At 69.6% G+C, this 19,516-nt stretch carries 19 protein-coding genes; 18 read left to right on the top strand and 1 reads right to left on the bottom strand.

Going from position 1 to position 19,516, the window contains the following annotated elements; genetic code table 11:
- Window positions 1-96: 96 nt before the first annotated feature.
- The 11 genes from EJV46_RS17685 to EJV46_RS17635 all read left to right on the top strand — a co-directional run bounded on the left by EJV46_RS17685 (window position 97) and on the right by EJV46_RS17635 (window position 13,587).
- Window positions 97-1,935: an ABC transporter substrate-binding protein gene (locus tag EJV46_RS17685; RefSeq protein ID WP_131550017.1), complete on the top strand. Its 1,839-nt coding sequence runs from the start codon at window positions 97-99 to the stop codon at window positions 1,933-1,935.
- Between the two features lie 11 nt (window positions 1,936-1,946).
- Complete coding sequence (locus EJV46_RS17680; RefSeq protein ID WP_370323098.1) at window positions 1,947-3,527, top strand: ABC transporter substrate-binding protein; 1,581 nt, start codon at window positions 1,947-1,949, stop codon at window positions 3,525-3,527.
- Between the two features lie 134 nt (window positions 3,528-3,661).
- The gene (locus EJV46_RS17675; RefSeq protein WP_131550015.1) at window positions 3,662-5,257 is read left to right on the top strand and encodes an ABC transporter substrate-binding protein; all 1,596 of its coding nucleotides are present in this window, start codon (window positions 3,662-3,664) and stop codon (window positions 5,255-5,257) included.
- A 21-nt stretch (window positions 5,258-5,278) separates the two neighbouring features.
- Entirely contained in the window at window positions 5,279-6,220 is a 942-nt protein-coding gene (locus tag EJV46_RS17670) for an ABC transporter permease (RefSeq protein WP_131550014.1), read from the top strand.
- Window positions 6,217-7,143, top strand: coding sequence for an ABC transporter permease (locus EJV46_RS17665; protein ID WP_206020859.1), 927 nt, complete (start codon window positions 6,217-6,219; stop codon window positions 7,141-7,143). The genes EJV46_RS17670 and EJV46_RS17665 overlap by 4 nt, the downstream gene beginning before the upstream one ends.
- Entirely contained in the window at window positions 7,143-8,180 is a 1,038-nt protein-coding gene (locus tag EJV46_RS17660) for an ABC transporter ATP-binding protein (protein WP_131550013.1), read from the top strand. Before EJV46_RS17665 ends, EJV46_RS17660 begins: the two co-directional genes overlap by 1 nt.
- 25 nt (window positions 8,181-8,205) lie before the next feature.
- Window positions 8,206-9,246, top strand: a complete 1,041-nt coding sequence (locus tag EJV46_RS17655) for an ABC transporter ATP-binding protein (RefSeq protein WP_131550012.1) — start codon at window positions 8,206-8,208, stop codon at window positions 9,244-9,246.
- 6 nt (window positions 9,247-9,252) lie between these two features.
- Entirely contained in the window at window positions 9,253-9,555 is a 303-nt protein-coding gene (locus EJV46_RS17650) for a hypothetical protein (RefSeq protein WP_131550011.1), read from the top strand.
- 131 nt (window positions 9,556-9,686) lie between these two features.
- On the top strand, window positions 9,687-10,190 hold the full coding sequence (locus EJV46_RS17645; RefSeq protein ID WP_131550010.1) for a (2Fe-2S)-binding protein: 504 nt from the start codon (window positions 9,687-9,689) through the stop codon (window positions 10,188-10,190).
- Window positions 10,191-10,321: 131 nt separating this feature from the next.
- Window positions 10,322-12,709, top strand: coding sequence for a xanthine dehydrogenase family protein molybdopterin-binding subunit (locus tag EJV46_RS17640; protein WP_131550009.1), 2,388 nt, complete (start codon window positions 10,322-10,324; stop codon window positions 12,707-12,709).
- 83 nt (window positions 12,710-12,792) lie between these two features.
- Window positions 12,793-13,587, top strand: coding sequence for a xanthine dehydrogenase family protein subunit M (locus tag EJV46_RS17635; RefSeq protein WP_131550008.1), 795 nt, complete (start codon window positions 12,793-12,795; stop codon window positions 13,585-13,587).
- A 7-nt stretch (window positions 13,588-13,594) separates the two neighbouring features.
- On the opposite strand, the gene EJV46_RS17630 is transcribed toward EJV46_RS17635, so the two are convergent.
- Window positions 13,595-14,005 (bottom strand): hypothetical protein, encoded by a 411-nt coding sequence (locus tag EJV46_RS17630; RefSeq protein WP_131550007.1) that lies wholly within the window; start codon window positions 14,003-14,005, stop codon window positions 13,595-13,597.
- 45 nt (window positions 14,006-14,050) lie between these two features.
- Between EJV46_RS17630 and EJV46_RS17625 the strand changes: the two genes are divergently transcribed.
- The 7 genes from EJV46_RS17625 (at window position 14,051) to EJV46_RS17590 (ending at window position 19,484) form a co-directional block, all read left to right on the top strand.
- Complete coding sequence (locus EJV46_RS17625; RefSeq protein WP_131550006.1) at window positions 14,051-14,446, top strand: AtzH-like domain-containing protein; 396 nt, start codon at window positions 14,051-14,053, stop codon at window positions 14,444-14,446.
- A complete protein-coding gene (locus EJV46_RS17620; protein WP_131550005.1) occupies window positions 14,443-15,753 on the top strand; it encodes an FAD-binding oxidoreductase in 1,311 nt (436 codons plus the stop codon). The genes EJV46_RS17625 and EJV46_RS17620 overlap by 4 nt, the downstream gene beginning before the upstream one ends.
- 96 nt (window positions 15,754-15,849) lie before the next feature.
- Entirely contained in the window at window positions 15,850-16,620 is a 771-nt protein-coding gene (locus EJV46_RS17615) for a cold-shock protein (protein ID WP_165585596.1), read from the top strand.
- A gap of 71 nt (window positions 16,621-16,691) precedes the next feature.
- A complete protein-coding gene (locus tag EJV46_RS17610; RefSeq protein WP_165585595.1) occupies window positions 16,692-17,012 on the top strand; it encodes a hypothetical protein in 321 nt (106 codons plus the stop codon).
- 173 nt (window positions 17,013-17,185) lie between these two features.
- Window positions 17,186-18,166, top strand: coding sequence for a tripartite tricarboxylate transporter substrate binding protein (locus EJV46_RS17600; protein ID WP_131550002.1), 981 nt, complete (start codon window positions 17,186-17,188; stop codon window positions 18,164-18,166).
- A gap of 110 nt (window positions 18,167-18,276) precedes the next feature.
- Window positions 18,277-18,960 (top strand): GntR family transcriptional regulator, encoded by a 684-nt coding sequence (locus EJV46_RS17595; protein WP_131550001.1) that lies wholly within the window; start codon window positions 18,277-18,279, stop codon window positions 18,958-18,960.
- A gap of 2 nt (window positions 18,961-18,962) precedes the next feature.
- Window positions 18,963-19,484 (top strand): cysteine dioxygenase family protein, encoded by a 522-nt coding sequence (locus tag EJV46_RS17590; RefSeq protein WP_240782619.1) that lies wholly within the window; start codon window positions 18,963-18,965, stop codon window positions 19,482-19,484.
- Window positions 19,485-19,516: the final 32 nt, after the last annotated feature.

Genomic DNA, 19,516 nt, shown 5'->3' with positions numbered 1-19,516 from the left:
GGGGGCTCCGCTGCCCCCCTGACGGACGAATCCAGGAAGCTGAGTTTCTTGGTGGGTTCGGGGGGCGAAGCCCCTCGATCTTCTTTGGAGGAAGCGATGATCCATAGGCGCAGCGTCATGGCGGCAACGGCGGCGGGCGTGGCCGCCCCCAGGGTGGCGGGCGCCCAGGGCGGCGCCGCGCGCGTGCTGCGCGTCATCCCCCAGGCCAACCTCACCAGCCTCGATCCGGTGTGGACCACGGCCGTCGTCACGCGCAACAACGCCTTCATGGTCTTCGACCAGATCTGCGCCCAGAACGCCCAGGGCGAGATCAGGCCGCAGATGGCGGAGGGCTGGTCGCTCTCGGACGACCGCCTCACGCTCACCTTCACCCTGCGCGAGGGCCTCGTCTTCCACGACGGCCAGAAGGTGACCTCGAAGGATGCCGTCGCCTCGATCAGGCGCTGGGCCCGGCGCGATCCCTTCATGCAGGTGCTGCAGCCGAGCGTCGCCGAGGTGGAGGCGATGGACGACCGCCGCTTCCGCTTCCGCCTGCATCGCCCTGTCCCGCTGCTGCTCCAGGCGCTCGGCCAGACGCAGTTCCCCTGCTTCGTCATGCCCGAGCGCATCGCCAGCACCGACGCCTTCACCCAGATCCGCGAGGCCATCGGCAGCGGTCCCTTCCGCTTCGTGGCGAATGAGTGGAACCCCGGCCAGAAGGCGGTCTGGGCGAAGCATGACGGCTACGTGCCCCGGCAGGAGGCGGTGGACGGCCTGGCCGGCGGCCGCGCGCCGCGCATCGACCGCGTGGAATGGACGGTGATCTCCGATCCGGCCACCAGCGCCGCCGCCATGACCCAGGGCGAGCAGGATTACTGGGAATATCCGCTGCACGACCTCCTGCCGGTCATGCGCCGCTCGCGCGAGCTCGTGGTGGAGCAGCGGCTGCTCGACGGCACCTACGGCATCGCGCGCTTCAACACGCTACAGCCGCCCTTCAACAATCCCGCGATCCGCCGCGCGGTCGCCATGGCGGTGGACCAGCGCGACTACCTCACCGCCGTGGCCGGGACCGACACGCGGGGCTGGGGCGTCTGCGAGGGCGTCTTCACCTGCGACACGCCGCTCGCCAACGAGGCCGGCAGCGAGATCCTGAAGATCCACAACCTCGAGCGCGCCAAGGCCGCGCTGCGCGAGGCGGGCTATCGCGACGAGAAGGTCGTGCTCATCGCGCCGGGCGACTATCCGCAGATCAACGCGCTCTCCCTCGTGACGGCGGATCTGCTGCAGCGCCTCGGCATGAACCTGGAGCTCATCTCGGCCGACTGGGGCACGCTGATCCAGCGCCGCGCCAGCAAGGAGCCGGTGGAGCGGGGCGGCTGGAGCATCATCCACACCACCTCCTCCGGCCAGTCGCTGACCATGCCGGTCTTCCACCTGTTCCTCCGCGCCAACGGCGCCAATGCCTGGTTCGGCTGGCCGGACGACGCGGAGATCGAGCGGCTGCGCGGCGCCTGGATCAATGCGGACGGCCCGCAGGAGAGCCGCGCCATCGCCGAGCAGCTCAACCGCCGCGCGACCGACTGGGGCACCACGGGCCAGCGCCGCGCCATGAAGAACCCGCCGAATCAGGGCGGCTGGAGCATGTTCCACAGCTGGCACGCCGGCGCGGATTGCGTAAATCCCGCCGCCTACAACGCGGTCCGCGCCAACGGCGCCAATGCCTGGTTCGGCTGGCCGGACGACGCGGAGATCGAGCGGCTGCGCGGCGCCTGGATCAATGCGGACGGCCCGCAGGAGAGCCGCGCCATCGCCGAGCAGCTCAACCGCCGCGCGATGGAGGTCATGTCCTACCTGCCGCTCGGCTACTACTGGCAGCCGAGCGCCTGGCGGCGGAACCTCACCGGCGTCTTCCGGGCGCCCGCGACGGTGTTCTGGAACATCGGAAAGGCCTGAGCGCCATGGGCATCTCCCGCAGGGCGAGCCTGGGCGGCGCGGCGGCGCTGCTCGGCGCGCCCAGCCTCGCCTCGGCTCAGGCCTCCGCGCGCACGCTGCGCTTCATCCCGCAGGCGAACCTCGCCAGCATCGATCCGGTCTGGAGCACGGCGGTCGTCGTCCGCAACCACGGGCTGATGGTCTACGACCTGCTCTACGGCCTCGGTGCCGACTATCAGGTGCGGCCGCAGATGGCGGAAGGGCACGAGATCGGCGTCGACGGGTTGACCTGGACCATCAGCCTGCGCGAGGGCCTGAAGTTCCACGACAACGAGCCGGTGCGCGCCCGCGACTGCGTGGCCTCCATCCTGCGCTGGTCCAAGCGGGACGTGCTGGGCAGCCGGCTCGTCGCGCTCGGCGAGGAGGTCTCGGCGCCGGACGACCGCACCATCCGGATCCGGCTGAAGAAGCCCTGGCCCGGCCTCGCCTGGGCGCTGGGCAAGCCGTCGGCCAATATCTGCGCTATCATGCCCGAGCGCGTGGCGCGGACCGATCCCTTCACGCAGATCACCGACCCCACGGGCAGCGGACCCTTCCGCTTCCGCCGCGATCTCTTCCGGCCCGGCGACGTTGCGGTCTACGAGCGCTTCGAGGGCTATGTGCCGCGCAGCGAGCCGACCGATTTCCTCGCCGGCGCCAAGCCGGTGCATTTCGACCGCGTCGAGTGGCGCATCATGCCCGACCCGGCGACGGCCGGCGCCGCGCTGCAGAACAACGAGGCGGACTGGTGGGAGACGCCGCTGCCCGACCTGCTGCCGCTGCTGCGCCGCAACCGCGACATCGAGATCGGCGTGGTGAACCCGGCCGGCAATCTCGGCGTGCTGCGCTTCAATTTCCTGCACCCGCCCTTCAACGACGTGGCGGTGCGGCGCGCGCTGCTGCCGGCCGTGGACCAGCGCGCCTTCATGGATGCGGCGATCGGCACGGATGCGGGGCTCTCCGTCGTGCCGGCGGGCGTCTTCACGCCGGGCACGCCGCTCGCGAACGGTGCCGGGCTGGAGGCTCTCTCGGGGCCGCGCGATCTGGAGGCGGCGCGCGCCGCGCTGCGGGCCTCCTCCTATGCCGGCCAGCGGGTCGTCATGATGTCCGCGACCGACCTTCCGGTGCTGCAGAACCTGTCGGAAGTCGCGGCGGACCTGCTGCGCCGGGTCGGCTTCAACGTCGATTTCCCAGCCATGGACTGGGGCACGCAGATCCAGCGCCGCACCAACCGCAACCCGGTGGAGCAGGGCGGCTGGAGCGTCTTCTGCACGACCTGGGAAGGGCTCGACGTCTCGGTGCCCGGCAGCCACCAGCCGCTGCGCGGCAACGGCGCGCAGGCCTGGTCCGGCTGGCCGACCATGCCGCGGCTGGAGGCGCTGCGCGAGCAATGGTTCGACGCGCCCGACCAGGCGGCGGCGCAGCGCGTCGCCCAGGAGATCCAGCGCGTGGCCTGGGACGAGGTGCCCTTCATCCCGCTCGGCCTGGTGCGGCCGCCGCAGGCCTGGCGGCGCAGCATCACGGGCGTGGTGCGGGGCGGTTCCTCGCTCTTCTGGGGCGTGCGGCGCGCCTGACGCATCTCTGGCACGGCGTGTGCAACGCAGCACGCCGGGACCATGCTGCAGCGCGGTAGCGCTGGCGTGTTGCCCAACGGTGGTGCAGGTTGAGCCCAACACGGCGGCAGGCCGGGGGAACGGGAGATTGGCTGATGGAGCGTAGAAGCTTTTTACAGGCCGGCGTCGCGGCCGCTGCGGCGAGTGCGGGCCTGTCCGGTCCGGCGCTGAGCCAGGGGGCCGCCGCGCGCACCCTGCGCTTCGTGCCGCAGGCGAACCTTGCGAACTTCGACCCGATCTGGGGCACCCAATACGTCGTGCGCAACGCCTCGGCGGCCGTATGGGACACGCTCTACGGCGTGAACGACAAGCTCGAGCCGCAGCCGCAGATGGTGGAGGGCCACACCGTCTCGTCGGACGGCCTCACCTGGACCTTCAAGCTTCGCGAGGGGCTGAGGTTCCATGACGGCGAGCCGGTGCTCGCGAAGGACGTCGTCGCCTCCATCACCCGCTGGATGCCGCGCGACCCCATGGGCCAGATGATCCGCGCCATCCAGCAGGAGCTGGTCGCGTTGGACGACCGCAGCTTCCGCTGGGTGCTGAAGTCGCGCTTTCCCAAGCTGATCTACGCGCTGGCCAAGACCAACACGCCCATCCTCTTCATCATGCCGGAGCGCATCGCGCGCACCGATCCCTTCACGCAGATCACGGAATACATCGGCTCGGGCCCGATGCGCTTCGTGCGCAACGAATGGGTGCCGGGGGCGAAGGCGGTCTTCCAGAAGTTCGACCAATACGTGCCGCGCAACGAGCCCGCGAGCTGGCTCGCCGGCGGCAAGCGCATCATGGTCGACCGCCTCGAATGGACCGTCATGCCCGATCCGGCGACGGCCTCGGCCGCGCTGCAGAATGGCGAGGTCGATTGGTGGGAGAATCCCATCACCGACCTCATCCCGGTGCTGCGCCGCAACCGCAACATCGCGGTCGACATCGCCGATCCGCTGGGCAATATCGGCTCCTTCCGGATGAACCACCTGCACCCGCCGTTCAACTCGCAGAAAATCCGCCAGGCCGTTCTCGCCGCGATGAGCCAAGAGGACTACATGCGCGCCCTGGTGGGCGACGACAACAATCTCTGGAAGGCGCTGCCCGGCTTCTTCACGCCCGGCACGCCCGGCTACACCGAGGCGGGCGGGGACATCCTGAAGGGCCCGCGCAACATGGACCTGGCGAAGCGCCTGCTCCAGGAGGGCGGCTACCGCAACGAGCCGGTGGTCTGCGTCGTGGCACAGGATCAGCCGATCACCAAGGCCATGGGCGACGTGACGGCCGACCTGCTGAAGCGCATGGGCATGAATGTGGACTTCGTCGCGACCGACTGGGGCACCACGGGCCAGCGCCGCGCCATGAAGAACCCGCCGAATCAGGGCGGCTGGAGCATGTTCCACAGCTGGCACGCCGGCGCGGATTGCGTAAATCCCGCCGCCTACAACGCGGTCCGCGCCAATGGCGACGGCGCCTGGTTCGGCTGGCCGAACGTCCCGTCGGTGGAGCAGGGGGTGACCGAATGGTTCGAGGCGCCCAACGAGACCGCGGAGAAGGCGGCGATGGACAAGATCAACAGCGAGGCCATCGAAAACGTGGTCTACGCGCCAACAGGTTTCTTCCTGGGCTATCAGGCCTGGCGCCGCAACGTCAGCGGCGTCGTCAAAGGCCCGCTGCCCTTCTTCTGGGGTGTTTCCAAATCGTGATCAGGCTGGTTTAAGAGCGTCATGTGGGCCTATATCATCCGACGCATCCTCGCGACGATCCCGGTCATGGCGATCGTCGCGCTCTTCGTCTTCTCGCTGCTGTACCTCGCGCCGGGTGACCCGGCCGCGGTCATCGCAGGCGACCAGGCGACACCGGCCGATGTGGAGCGCATCCGCGAATCCCTCGGCCTGGACCGCCCCTATCTGGTGCGCTTCGGCGCCTGGGCCTGGGACATCTTCCGAGGCGACCTCGGCACCTCGATCTTCACCAACCTGCCGGTCAGCACCATGATCCAGCAACGCATCGAGCCGACCCTCTCGCTGATGGTCGTGACGCTGATCCTCGCCGTCTCCATCGCCGTGCCCATGGGCGTGATCGCGGCCTGGAAGCAGGGCACGACGATCGACCGCTTCGTCATGGCCTTCGCGGTGCTCGGCTTCTCGGTGCCGGTCTTCGTGGTGGGCTATGTGCTGGCCTATATCTTCGCTCTCGAGCTCGACTGGCTGCCGGTCCAGGGCTACACGCCCTTCGCGAACGGCTTCTTCCCCTGGATCGAGAACCTGATCCTGCCGGCCATCGCGCTGGGCGGCGTCTATATCGCGCTGATCGCCCGCATCACCCGCGCCACCATGCTGGAGGTGCTGAGCCAGGACTATATCCGCACGGCCCGCGCCAAGGGCGCCGGGCAGCGCAGCATCCTCTTCGTCCACGCGCTGAAGAACGCGGCCGTGCCCATCGTGACCGTGGTCGGCATCGGCGTGGCGCTGCTGATCGGCGGCGCCGTGGTGACGGAGAGCGTCTTCGCCATCCCCGGTCTCGGCCGGCTCACCGTCGACGCCATCCTGCGGCGCGACTACCCGGTGATCCAGGGCGTGATCCTGCTGTTCAGCTTCGTGTATGTGCTGGTGAACCTGTTGATCGACCTCAGCTACACCTTCTTTGATCCGAGGATCCGGTATTGAGCGCAGCCACCCTCCCTCCGGGCATCGAGATCCCGCCGGGCCTCGCGATCGCGGCGCCGCAGCCGGACATCCTGTCCAACGTCAAGCCGCGGCGGGGCGTCATCGGCTTCCTGCGGCGGTATCCGACCATCGCGATCGGCGGCGGCCTGCTGATCATCATGCTCTGCATCGCGATCTTCGCGCCCTTCCTCTGGACCAAGGACCCGACCGCGCTGGCGCCGGCGCTGCGCACGCGCGAGCCCTCGGCCCGCTGGTGGTTCGGCACGGACATGCTGGGGCGCGACGTCTATTCGCGCGTGCTCTACGGCTCGCGCGTGTCGCTTCTGGTGGGCTTCTCGGTGGCGATCTGCGCCTCGGCCGTCGGGCTCTTCATCGGGCTGATGTCGGGCTTCAACCGCTTCGCCGACAGCATCATCATGCGCATCATGGACGGCATGATGAGCATCCCCTCGATCCTGCTCGCCATCGCCCTGATGGCGCTGACGCGGGGCTCGGTACAGAACGTCATCCTGGCCATCACCATCGCGGAGATCCCGCGCGTGTCGCGCCTCGTGCGCGGCGTGGTGCTGAGCCTGCGCGAGCAGCCCTATGTCGAGGCCGCGGTCGCCTCCGGCACGCGGACCATCTTCATCATCTTCAAGCACATCCTGCCCAACACGCTCGCGCCGCTGACGGTGCAGGCGACCTATATCTGCGCGGCGGCGATGATCACCGAGGCCATCCTTTCCTTCATCGGCGCAGGCACGCCGCCGATCATCCCGTCCTGGGGCAACATCATGGCCGAGGGCCGGGCGCTGTGGCAGGTGAAGCCCTACATCGTCTTCTTCCCGGCCATCTTCCTCTCCATCACGGTGCTCGCGGTCAACCTGCTGGGTGACGGCCTGCGTGACGCCATCGATCCCCGACTGGCGAAGAAACTCTGATGAGCATGACGCGCGCCGAAGGCGACAATCGCGAGATCCTCCTGGAGGTCGACAACCTCCAGACCCACTTCCGGACCATGGACGGCGTGAACCGCGCCGTGGACGGCGTGTCCTTCCATGTCCGCTCGGGCGAGACGCTGGCCATCGTGGGCGAGAGCGGCTGCGGCAAGTCCGTCACCGCCATGTCCATCCTGCGGCTCATCCCCGAGCCGCCGGGCAAGATGGCGGGCGCCATCCGCTTCCAGGGCAAGGACCTGCTGAAGCTCTCCGACAAGGAGATGCGGCAGATCCGCGGCAACGAGATCAGCATGATCTTCCAGGAGCCGATGACTTCGCTGAACCCGGTGCTCACCAACGGCCGCCAGATCGGCGAGACACTGCGGCTGCACCAGGGCCTCTCCAAGCAGAAGGCCGAGGAGCGCGCGGTCGAGATGCTGCGCCTCGTGGGCATCCCCGAGCCGGGGCGGCGCGTGCGCGAATACCCGCACCAGCTGTCGGGCGGCATGCGCCAGCGCGTGATGATCGCCATCGCCCTGGCCTGCAACCCGAAGCTGCTCATCGCCGACGAGCCGACCACCGCCCTCGACGTGACCATCCAGGCGCAGATCCTGGACCTGATGCGCGACCTCAAGAACACGGTCGGCGCCGCGATCGTGCTCATCACCCATGATCTCGGCGTGGTGGCCGAGGTCGCGGAGCGGGTGGTCGTCATGTATGCCGGCCGCAAGGTGGAGGAGGCGCCAGTCAACGAGCTCTTCCGCACGCCGCGGCACCCCTATACGCAGGGGCTGCTGGGCTCCGTGCCCAAGCTCGGTTCCTCGCTGACCGGGGAGACCACCCGGCTCGTGGAGATCCCGGGCCTGGTGCCGAGCCTCAAGCAGAAGATCCCGGGCTGCGTCTTCGCGACGCGCTGCCCGAAGGTGACCGAGCTCTGCCGCGCCGTCGCCCCGGCCCTGCAGGAGAAGGCGCCGAACCATATCGCCGCCTGCCACTACGCGCCCGTCGAGGCGTCGGTCAGCGGCGCGGTGGCCGCATGACCCTTTTCGCTGAATGGAACGGCCGATGAGCGGCGAGCGCATCCTCGAGGTCTCGGACCTCAAGAAGCATTTCCCCATCCGTGGCGGGCTGCTGGGCACCACGGTGGGCCATGTCTACGCGGTGGACGGCGTGTCCTTCCACATCGACAAGGGCGAAACGCTCTCCCTCGTGGGCGAGAGCGGCTGCGGCAAGTCGACCGTCGGCAAGTCCGTGCTGCGCCTCTTCCCGCTGACGGCGGGGCAGGTGGTGCTGAACGGCACGCGCATCGACGAGATGCCCGTGGGCTCCCTGCGGCCGCTGCGCCGGCAGATCCAGGTGATCTTCCAGGATCCCTTCTCCTCGCTGAACCCGCGCATGCGCGTGCGCGAGATCCTGGCCGAGCCGATCAAGAACTTCGGCCTGGCGAAGGACGCCGCCGACCTCGAGGAGCGGATCGGCCTCCTCATGGACAAGGTCCGGCTGCCGCGCGACGCCGTGGACCGCTGGCCGCACGAATTCTCGGGCGGCCAGCGCCAGCGCATCTGCATCGCGCGGGCGCTGGCGGCCGAGCCGGATGTGATCGTCTGCGACGAGGCGGTCTCCGCGCTCGACGTCTCGGTGAAGGCGCAGATCGTGAACCTGCTGCAGGACCTGCAGTCGGAGCTCGGGCTGGCCATGCTCTTCATCAGCCACGACCTCGCGATCGTGGAGCACATGACGCACCGCGTGGCGGTCATGTATCTCGGCAAGATCGTCGAGGTCGCGGAGCGCAAGGCCCTCTTCGGCCGGCCCCTGCACCCCTATACCGAGGCGCTGCTCTCCGCCGTGCCGGTGCCGATGCCGGGGGCCATGCGCGAGCGCATCGTGCTGAAGGGCGACGTGCCGAGCCCGATCCGTCCGCCGCCGGGCTGCCGCTTCCATACGCGCTGCCCCTATGCCTTCGAGCGTTGCCGCAAGGAGGAGCCGGCCCTTCGCGACAATGGGGGCGGGCATTTCTCGGCCTGCCATCTGAACGACCTCCCGGCCGCGCAGAACCCGCTGCTCAACAAGGCTCCGCCGACCGCCTTCCGCACGGAAGCCGCCTGAGGCCCCATGTCCGGGCGACGCGTCACCTTCGTCGCCCGGGCGCCGCGCAGCGCCTTCGGGCGCTTCTGCAAATGGCTGTTCATCGGCTTCAACCTGCTGATGCTCGTGCTCTCCCTGGCCAATTGCGCCGTCGTGATTCCCTACGTCGCCTCCGAGGATCCCGATGTGGCGGCCGGGGCAGGGCTGTTCGGCGCGCTCCTGGCCTTCGGCATCTGGACGGTCTGGCCGTTGGGCGCGCTGATCCTCGGCATCCTGACCCTTGTCACCCGGGGCCGGCGCCTCACCTTGGAGCAGGAACTGCCGCCCTGAAGCGGGATGGCCGAAGGCGCGCCCGCGCCGGAGGTCCGAATCCCGCGACACGGCGCAACCCGTAACGCTTGACGACGCGCCTTCTGAGCGCGACCTTTCGGCGGCACGGTACAACCAGGGGAGAGTGCGCGATGCCGCAAGTGACGCTGAGCGTGAACGGGAAGTCGCACACCGTCGAGATCGAGGGCCGCACGCTGCTGGTGGAGCTGCTGCGCGAGAAGCTGCGCCTCACCGGCACCCATGTCGGTTGCGACACCAGCCAGTGCGGCGCCTGCGTCGTCCATATCGACGGCGAGAGCGTGAAGGCCTGCACCACCCTGGCCGCGATGTGCGAGGGCGCCTCCGTCACGACCATCGAGGGGCTGGCCAGGCCGGACGGCACGCTGCACCCGATGCAGGAGGCCTTCCGCGAATACCACGCCCTGCAGTGCGGCTTCTGCACGCCGGGCATGGTGATGTCGGCGGTGGACCTGGTGCAGAAGCATCCCGAAGGCCTGAGCGAGGCGGAAATCCGTGAGGGGCTGGAGGGGAACCTCTGCCGCTGCACGGGCTATCACAACATCGTGAAGGCGATCGCCGCCGCCCAGGACGTCATGCACGGCAGGCGCGAGACGATCGCGGCCGCGGCGCAGTAAAGGCCAAGGGGCTCCGCCCCCTGGACCCCCGCCAGGGCTTTTGGCCCTGGACCCTTGGACTCAATGGGACGCTCGAGGGGCAAAGCCCCTCGAAAACAAGTGGCGGAAAGTCACGAAACAGGGAGAAGGCCATGAACGCAGTCCTGCCGTTCGAGGGCATCGGCGCCAGCGTCAAGCGCAAGGAGGACCTCCGCTTCCTCTCCGGCCGCGGCCAGTATGTGGACGACATCAACCGTCCCGGCCAGGCCCATGCCTGGATCCTCCGCAGCCAATACGCCCATGCGCGCATCAATTCGATCGACACCACGGCCGCGTCAAAGATGCCTGGCGTCGTCGCCATCTACACCAGCGCCGACATGACCGGCATCGGCGGCATTCCCTGCGGCTGGCAGATCCACAACAAGGACGGCACGCCCATGGCGGAGCCGAAGCACCCCGTCCTCGCCGAGGGCAAGGTGCGCCACGTGGGCGACCCCATCGCCGTCGTGATCGCCGAGACGCGCAGCCAGGCGCGGGATGCCGGCGAGGCGATCGTCCTGGACGTGGAGCCGCTGCCCGCCGTCACCGGCACCACCGCCGCCCTGGCCGGCGCTGCGCCGTGCGTGCATGACGATGTGGCCGGCAACCTCTGCTACGACTGGCATATCGGCGACAAGGCGGCGACGGACGCCGCCTTCGCGAAGGCCGCGCATCACGTGGTCTTCGAGACGACGAACAACCGCCTCGTCCCCAATGCCATGGAGCCGCGCTCCGCCGTCGGCGACTACGACACGACCACGGGCGAGCACACGCTCTTCACCACCAGCCAGAACCCGCATGTGATCCGCCTGCTGATGGGCGCCTTCGTGCTGCAGATTCCCGAGAGCAAGCTGCGCGTCGTCGCGCCCGATGTCGGCGGCGGTTTCGGCAGCAAGATCTACCATTACGCCGAGGAGGCCATCGTCACCTGGGCCGCGGCGAAGCTCGGCCGTCCGGTGAAATGGACGGCCGACCGGACCGAAGCCTTCATGTCCGACGCCCATGGCCGCGACCATGTGTCGCGCGCGGAGCTGGCGCTGGACAAGGACGGCACCTTCCTCGGCCTGCGCGTGCACACCCAGGCCAATATGGGCGCCTATCTTTCCACCTTCGCGCCCTGCGTGCCGACCTATCTCTACGCGACGCTGCTGGCCGGCGTGTATTCGACGCCCGCCATCTATGCTGAGGTCCAGGCCGTCTTCACCCACACCGTGCCCGTCGATGCCTATCGCGGGGCGGGGCGGCCGGAGGCCACCTATCTGCTGGAGCGGCTGGTGGATGTGGCGGCGAGGCAGTGCGGCTTCGACAAGGTCGAGCTGCGCCGCCGGAACTTCATCGCCACCAGCGCCTTCCCCTATCAGACGCCCGTGGCGCTGGAATATGACAGCGGCGACTATGTCTCGACGCTCAACCAGGCGCTGGAGACGGCCGACTGGGCCGGTTTCGAGGCGCGGCGCGCGGAATCGGCATCGCGCGGAAAGCTGCGCGGCATCGGCATCTCGACCTATCTGGAGGCCTGCGGCATTGCGCCCTCGGCGGTGGTCGGCTCGCTCGGCGCGCGGGCAGGGCTCTACGAGGTCGGCACCATCCGCGTGCATCCGACGGGGAGCATCACCGTGCTGACCGGCGCGCACAGCCATGGGCAGGGGCACGAGACGACCTTCGCGCAGCTCGTCTGCGACAAGCTCGGCGTGCCCGTCGCGCAGGTCGACATCGTGCATGGCGACACGGGCAAGGTGCCCTTCGGCATGGGCACCTATGGCAGCCGCTCGCTGGCCGTGGGCGGCTCGGCCATGGACAAGGCGATGGACAAGATCATCGCCAAGGGCAAGCGCATCGCCGCGCATCTGATGGAGGCCTCCGTCGAGGACATCGAGTTCGACCCAAGAGGCGAGAAGGGGGGCACCTTCCGCGTCGCCGGCACCGACAGGACCAAGGCCCTGGCCGAGATCAGCCTCGCCGCCTACGTGCCGCACAACTTCCCGCATGACGAGCTGGAGCCCGGGCTGGAGGAGACCGCCTTCTACGACCCCAAGAACTTCACCTATCCCGGCGGCTGCCACATCGCCGAGGTGGAGATCGAGAGGGAGACGGGGCAGGTCCACCTGCTCAACTTCACCGCCGTGGACGATGTCGGCCGCGTGGTGAATCCCATGATCGTCGAGGGCCAGGTGCAGGGCGGCGTGGCGCAGGGGGTGGGCCAGGCGCTGCTGGAGAACTGCGTCTACGACAGCTCCGGCCAGCTCATCAGCGCCTCCATGATGGACTATGCGATGCCCCGCGCGGACGACCTGGCGCCGGTCAGCGTCGCCACCCACACCACGCTCTGCACGCACAACCCGCTTGGCGTGAAGGGCTGCGGCGAGGTGGGGGCGATTGGCTCGCCGCCGGCGGTGATCAACGCGGTGGTCGACGCGCTGCGGGAGTTCGGCGTGAATCACGTCGAGATGCCGGCGACAGCCCCCAAAATCTGGTCCATCATCCACGGCAGCACGCACTGAGGGAGCCGACCATCCGATCGCCGGAGCGCAACTGCCCGGAGGCGTGAATCGGCCGGCGTCACGACACAAGGAGTGACAAGATCATGTACGACTTTACCTACACGAAGCCCTCCTCCGTCGCCGACGCCACCAAGCTCCTGGCGGCAGACCCCGACGCGAAGTTCATCTCCGGCGGCCAGACGCTGCTGCCCGCGCTGAAGCACCGGCTGAACAAGCCGACAACCGTCGTCGACCTCACCGGCATCGGCGAAATGCGCGGCATCCGGCGCGAGGGGAACACGCTTGTCATCGGCGCGCTGACGAAGCATGTCGAAGTGGAGACGAGCGCCGAGGTGAAGGCTGCCATCCCCGCCTTGGCGCAGATGGCCGCCCATATCGGCGACACCCAGGTGCGCAACCGCGGCACGCTCGGCGGCTCCGTCTCGAACAACGACCCGGCGGCGGACTATCCCGCCGCGGTGCTCGGCCTCGGCGCCACGGTCGTCACCAGCAAGCGCGAAATCCCGGCCGACGAGTTCTTCCTCGGCATGTTCACCACCGCCCTCGAGACGGACGAGCTGCTGGTCGCGATCAAGTTCCCGATCCCCGAGAAGGCGGGCTACGCCAAGATGCGCAACCCGGCGAGCCGCTACGTCATGGCCGGCGCCTTCGTCTCGAAGGGGCCGCAGGGCATCCGGGTCGCCATCAACGGCGCGGGCCCTTGCGTCTTCCGCCAGGGAGAGATGGAGGCGGCGCTTGCCGGCTCCTGGTCACCGGAGGCGGTGGCCGGGGTGAAGCAGAATCCGGAAGGCATGAACGGCGACATCCATGGGAGCGCCGAATACCGCGCCCATCTCGTGACGGTGATGGCCAAGCGCGCGGTCGCCTCAGCGGGCTGAAGCCCGCTCAGGGCGCGGGAGCCAGGCGCAGGAGCCCCTCCGCGCGCTCGCGCAGGGAGGTCAGGAGTTCGGCCGGGCAGGCGATCTGGTCGCGGTCCGCCGCGCGGCGGGTCGATCCCAGCCAATAGCCGTGCCAGACCGCGATCCGCTGGATCTCCGCCTCGGACCGGTTGAGGTCGCGTTGCTGCGTCGTCATGCGGCCGAAATACCCCTCCCAGCGCAGCCGACAGTGGGCGAGCATGCCGTTCGCCTCGGCCATCGCGCGGATGCGGCCGGCCTCCTCGGCGCCCAGGGTCTGCGCGAGCGGCGTGGCGAGCAGGCTCCTCGGATCGGATTCGGCCCCCGGCGTGGCCGGTGCCCGGGCGGTCGAGCAGCCGGCCAGCAGGAGGGCGGATAAGGCGGCCGGGAGAATGCGCATGGCTGATGCTTGCGCGCCACGGGAGGCCGGGCAAGCATCCAGGCCATGCAGCTTGATGATCCCGGCGTCATCGCCGAAGCCCGCGCCGTCTTCGATCGCTACGAGGATGCGCTGATGAACAACCGCACGGAGGTGCTCGACGGCATCTTCTGGGGCGATGCGCGGACCGTGCGCTTCGGCATCACGGAGATCCTGTACGGAATCGACGCCATCCGCGCCTTTCGCGGCAGCGTGAAGGCCTATGCGAAGCGGGTGCAGAAGAAGGTGCATATCACCGCGTTCGGCCAGGACTTCGCCTGCACGCACCTGGAATACGAGCGAATCGGCACGGGGCTGATCGGGCGGGAGACGAAGATCATGGTGCGGCTGCCGGAGATCGGCTGGCGCGTGGTCTCGGCGCATGTCTCCCTCCTCGCGGGCCAGGACCCGGGCCGGGTATGAGCGGCTTCGCGATCGACGCCCGCCTCCCGTCCTCGCCCTCCGGCGGCCGGGGCCGGCTCGCGATCCTCGGCGGCGGCATCGTCGGCGCCTGCACGGCGCTGGCGGCCCAGCGCGCGGGCTTCGAGGTCACCCTCGTCGAGCCGGCCGCGCCGGGTGGCGAGCAGGCGGCCAGCTACGGCAATGGCTGCTGGCTCAGCCCCTCCAGCACGGTCCCGCCCGCGCTTCCGGGCCTCTGGAAGAAGGTGCCGAAGTTCCTCTCCGACCCGCTCGGGCCGCTGGCCATCCGCTGGTCGTACTTCCCCAAGGTCGCGCCCTGGCTGGTCCGCTACCTGCTCTCGGGCTGGACCGAGGCCAAGGTGCTGAGGACCGGCCATGCCCTCCGGGCGCTCGTCGCCGGCGCGCCGGAGCTGCATGCGGCGCTGGCCGAGGAGGCCGGCGTCGGCCATCTCGTGGAGCGGCGCGGGCTGCTCTACGTCTTCCCCGACCGCGCGGCCTTCGAGGCCGAGGCGCTGGCCTGGCGCATCCGCGCGCAGACCGGCGTGACATGGCTGGAGATCGACGAGGACGAGCTTCGCCAGCGCGAGCCCGATCTCGACCGGCGGTACAAGTTCGCGCTGCTGGTCGAGGAAGGCGGCCATTGCCGCGATCCGGGCGCCTATGTCGCCGCCCTCGTCGCCTTGGCCGAGGCGCAGGGCATGAGGCGCGTCAAGGCCCGCGCCACCGGCTTCCGTATCGAGGCCGGCCGCCTCAAGGCCGTCACGACCGACCAGGGCGAGGTGGCGGCCGACCGCGCCGTCATCTCCGCCGGTGCCTATTCCAGGGCGCTGGCCCGCGAGGCCGGCGACACGCTGCCGCTGGAGACGGAGCGCGGCTACCACGCCGTCATCGCCGATCCCGAGGCCGGGCCGCGCACGCCCATGATGCCCTCGGACGGCAAGATGAGCCTCACCATGACCGAGGCCGGCCTCCGCGTGGCCGGCCAGGTCGAGATCGCCGGGCTGGAGGCCGCGCCCAACTGGAGACGCGCCGAGATCCTGCGCGACCACCTGCTGCGCAGCTTCCCCGGCCTGCCCCGGGAAATCCCGGCCGAGCGGATCAAGGTCTGGATGGGCCACCGCCCCTCCATGCCGGACGGACTGCCCTGTATCGGCAAGTCCTCGGCCAGCGGGGACATCCTCCACTGCTTCGGCCACGGCCATGTCGGCCTCGTCGCGGCGCCGCGCAGTGCGGAACTGGCCGTCGCCCTGCTCACCGACGCGCCCCCCCCGGTGCCGCCCGGACCCTATTCGCCCCGTCGTTTCGCTTGATGTTTTCGCGTGCATTATGTCGAGAGGGGTGCCATGCTGAATCACTCGCCCAGCATCCCGTTCGGCCGAGAACACTAGCGTGGATTGAAGAGAGACGTGTCTGACGATTATGCGCCTGAGGGCGGCGACACCGGCCTGATCGAGGCCAAGGTCAAGTGGTACAACGGCCGCAAGGGCTTCGGCTTTGTGCTTGGCCCGGACGGGCAGGACGTGTTCTTCCACGCTTCGGCTTTGACCGAAGCCGGGATCGACCAGCCCGACACCGACGACATCCTCGTATGTGAGATCGGCTCCGACCGTCAGGGTCGCCGGCTCGTCACCCGCATCACCGAGCTGAAGCGCGGTCCGGGTGGCGGCGGCGGTGCCCGCGGCGGCTTCGGCGATCGTCCCCCCCGGCGCGACTTTGGCGGCCCGGGCGGCGGCGGTGGCTTCGGCGATCGTCCTCCGCGGCGCGATTTCGGCGCTCCCGGCGGCTTCGGCGACCGTGGCCCGCCGCGGCGCGACTTCGGCGCTCCCGGCGGCTTCGGCGATCGTCCGCCCCGGCGCGACTTCGGTGGCCCCCCGGGTGGCGGTGGCGGCTTCGGCGCCCCGCGCGGCCCCGGCGGCTTCGGTGGCGGCGGCGATCGCGGCCCCCGACGGAACTTCGACGAGGGCACCGGCCCCGTCTATCCGCTGAACGGCACCGTGAAGTGGTTCGACCAGGTGCGCGGCTTCGGCTTCGTCACCCCCGAGGATGGCGGCCAGGACGTGTTCCTGCACTCCTCCGTCCTGACGCGCGCGGGCCGCACCGATCTCGCGCAGGGCGAGAAGGTCTCGCTCGACGTGCGTGACGGCCAGCGTGGCCGGCAGGCTGTCGGCATGAAGTAAGCCCTGCCTCCCGGCACGGCTTTCGGGGGCCTCGGACTGAAACGTCCGGGGCCTTTTTCTTTGATTAAGAGGTGGGCGCGCAGCATGGCGGCATGCGCGCGCTGCTGGTCCTGCTGCTGGTCTTGCCGATACGGGCCGTTCCCGCCGCAGCGCAGGTGCCGGTCTGCAACGGCCTGCGCGAGGGCATGACCGCCTGTTTCGACGGCCGCCTCTGCCGCTGCCGCTTCGAGCAGGGCGCGCAGTTCAGCGGCCGGCCGGACGCGCATCGCTGGGATTGCGGCGCGCTCAGGCCGGACTGTCGGCCCAACGATCCCCAGACGCCCTGGCCGAATATCGTGCCGCAGATCTACCTGGACGGCTCGCGAGCTCCGCCTGGGCCCAAGCCGCGCTGATGCGCGCCCGACACCGTATCGGGAATGCGCGGAAAGCGGGCCTCCAGCATCAGGATGCCGAGGGGAGCGCCATGGATGGATCTGCCGCTCCGCTTGATCGTCGCCGTCATGATTTCCCTCGCTCCTGTCCCCCCCTAGATTGCGCGCGACCTCACATTCTGGAGAACCTGCCCATGCTCCGCCGCTCCCTGCTCGCCCTGCCATTCGCTGCGCCCGTGGCCGCCATGGCCCAGGACGCCGCCTTTCCCAACCGCCCGATCACGATCTACAGCGGCTTTCCCAACGGCTCCGGCATCGACATCTACGTCCGCCGCATGCTCGAGCCGCTGGGCCGCGTCCTGGGCGTGACGGTCCTGGCCGACAACCGCACCGGCGCCGGGGGCAATATCGGATCGGACTTCGTCGCGAAGTCGCGGCCGGACGGCTACACGCTCTACTTCGGCACGGCCGGCACGCATGCCATCAACCAGACGCTCTACCGCACGCTGCCGTTTCACGTGATCCGCGACTTCACGCCGATCGCCCATCTCGGGGACGTGCCCAATATCCTGACGGTGAGCCCCGAGCGCCGTCCCGAATTCACCGACTGCGCGGCGCTGCTGCGCTTCGCGCGCGCCAATCCCGGCCGGCTGAACTATGCCTCGACCGGCAATGGCGCCTCGACGCATCTCGCCGGCGCGCAATTCGCCATGGCCGCCGGTATCGACGTCACGCATATCCCCTATCGCGGCCAGCCCGGCGCGCAGACGGCGCTGCTCGCGGGCGACGTGGACTTTTTCCTGAACCAGTCCGGCCCCGCCATGGGCGCGATGCGGCAGGGTCAGGTGAGGGGGCTCGGCGTCACCACCGCGGAGCGCATGGCCGTCCTCCCCGATGTCCCCACCGTGGCCGAGGCCTGCAGCCTGCCGGGCTTCGTCAGCACGACCTGGTACGGCATGTTCGGCCCGGCCAATCTGCCGGCGGCGATCCTGGGTAAGCTCTCGGCCGCCTTCACCACCGTCCTGCGCGATCCCGAATTCGCCAAGTGGCTGACCGAGAACCAGGGCATCGGCCTGCCGCCCGTCTACACGCCTGAGGGCTTCGCCGAGATCCAGCGCCGCGACGTCGAGAGCTGGGGCGCGATCGTCCGCCGGTCCGGCGCCTCGGTGGACTGAAGTCCAGCCGGGCCGGTGACTCCGGCCCGGTTTTCCGCTGTTTCTGCTTGCGGAACCACAGGTACTCACCGTAGAACTTGCAGTGACATGTTACGGACGGTTCCAGACGAATGTCGCTGCTGACCCCCATCGAAGCCCCGCCCTCCCTGACGGAGCGCGCCGTCGCGGAGCTGCGTCGCGACATTCTCACCGCCCGCCTGGCCCCCGGCGAGACGGTCTCCGAGGGTGCGGTCGCCCAGCATCTGGAGCTCGGCAAGGCGCCGGTCCGCGCGGCGCTGGCCCGCCTCGCCGAGGAGGGGCTGGTCATCGCCGTCCCGCGCCGCGGCTGGATGGTCAGCCTCGTCACCATCCGCGACATCCATGAGGTCTTCGACCTCCGCCTGATGCTCGAGCCCGAGGCGGCGCGCCGGGCCGCCGGCCGGGTGGACGCGCAGATCCTGGCCCGCCTCGATGCCGTCTGCGCCGAGGGCTACGACTGCGCCGACGAGGACAGCGCCATGCGCTTCCTGGACGCCAACAAGGCCTTCCACGTCGCCATCGCCGAGCTGGCCGGCAATGCCCGCCTCGCCCGCCAGCTCGACCGGCTACTCGACGAGAGCACGCGCATGCTGGTGCTCGGCCTCCGCCCGCGCGACCGCACCGGCGAGATGGCGCATGAGCACCACGTGCTGGTGGAGGCGCTGGCGCTCGGCCGTGCCGAGGAGGCCGCGCGGATCATGCATGAACAGGTCTCGGCCAGCCGGAAGATGGTGCTCGCCGCGCTCACCGCTCCCGATGCGAGGACCGTGTTGTGAACATGATGGCGCCGCTCACCCGGCCCGACTCCTCGGCTTCCACGCGCCTCGACGCAATGCTGCGGGACATCCGCCTCGCGGCCCGGACGCAGCTGGAAGGCCGCCCCGCGGCCGTGGCCGCCGCCATCGCCCCGCACCTCGACGATCCGAAGCTGCTCGCCGGCAAGGACTGCCCCTGCTGCCCCGATCGCTACATCCGCCACCTGCTCGACGAGGGCGACGGCTATGCGGTCGTGGCGCTGGTCTGGCGCCCGGGGCAGATGTCGCCGGTCCATGCGCACCGCACCTGGTGCGCGCTCGGCGTGCATCGCGGTGTGCTGAGCGAGCACTTCTTCGCGCCGGGCGAGACTCCCTGCCCGAACGCCGTCCATCTGCGCGGCCGCGGCGCCGTCAGCCACGGGCCGGCCGATCCGGACCTCATCCACCGCATCGCCAATTGCGGGGCCGAGGTCGCCGTCTCCATCCATGTCTATGGCGTTCCCTTCCGCGATTTCGCCGAGGGCGTGAACCTCGTCCTGGCCTGATTCCGCCGCTGCGGGTTGACGCGGGGCTTCCG

Origin of the sequence: Roseococcus sp. SYP-B2431, assembly GCF_004336745.1 — a bacterium.
Lineage (GTDB): Bacteria > Pseudomonadota > Alphaproteobacteria > Acetobacterales > Acetobacteraceae > Roseococcus.
Note: the sequence above shows the minus strand (reverse complement) of the source record. Positions and strands in the feature narration are given on the sequence as shown.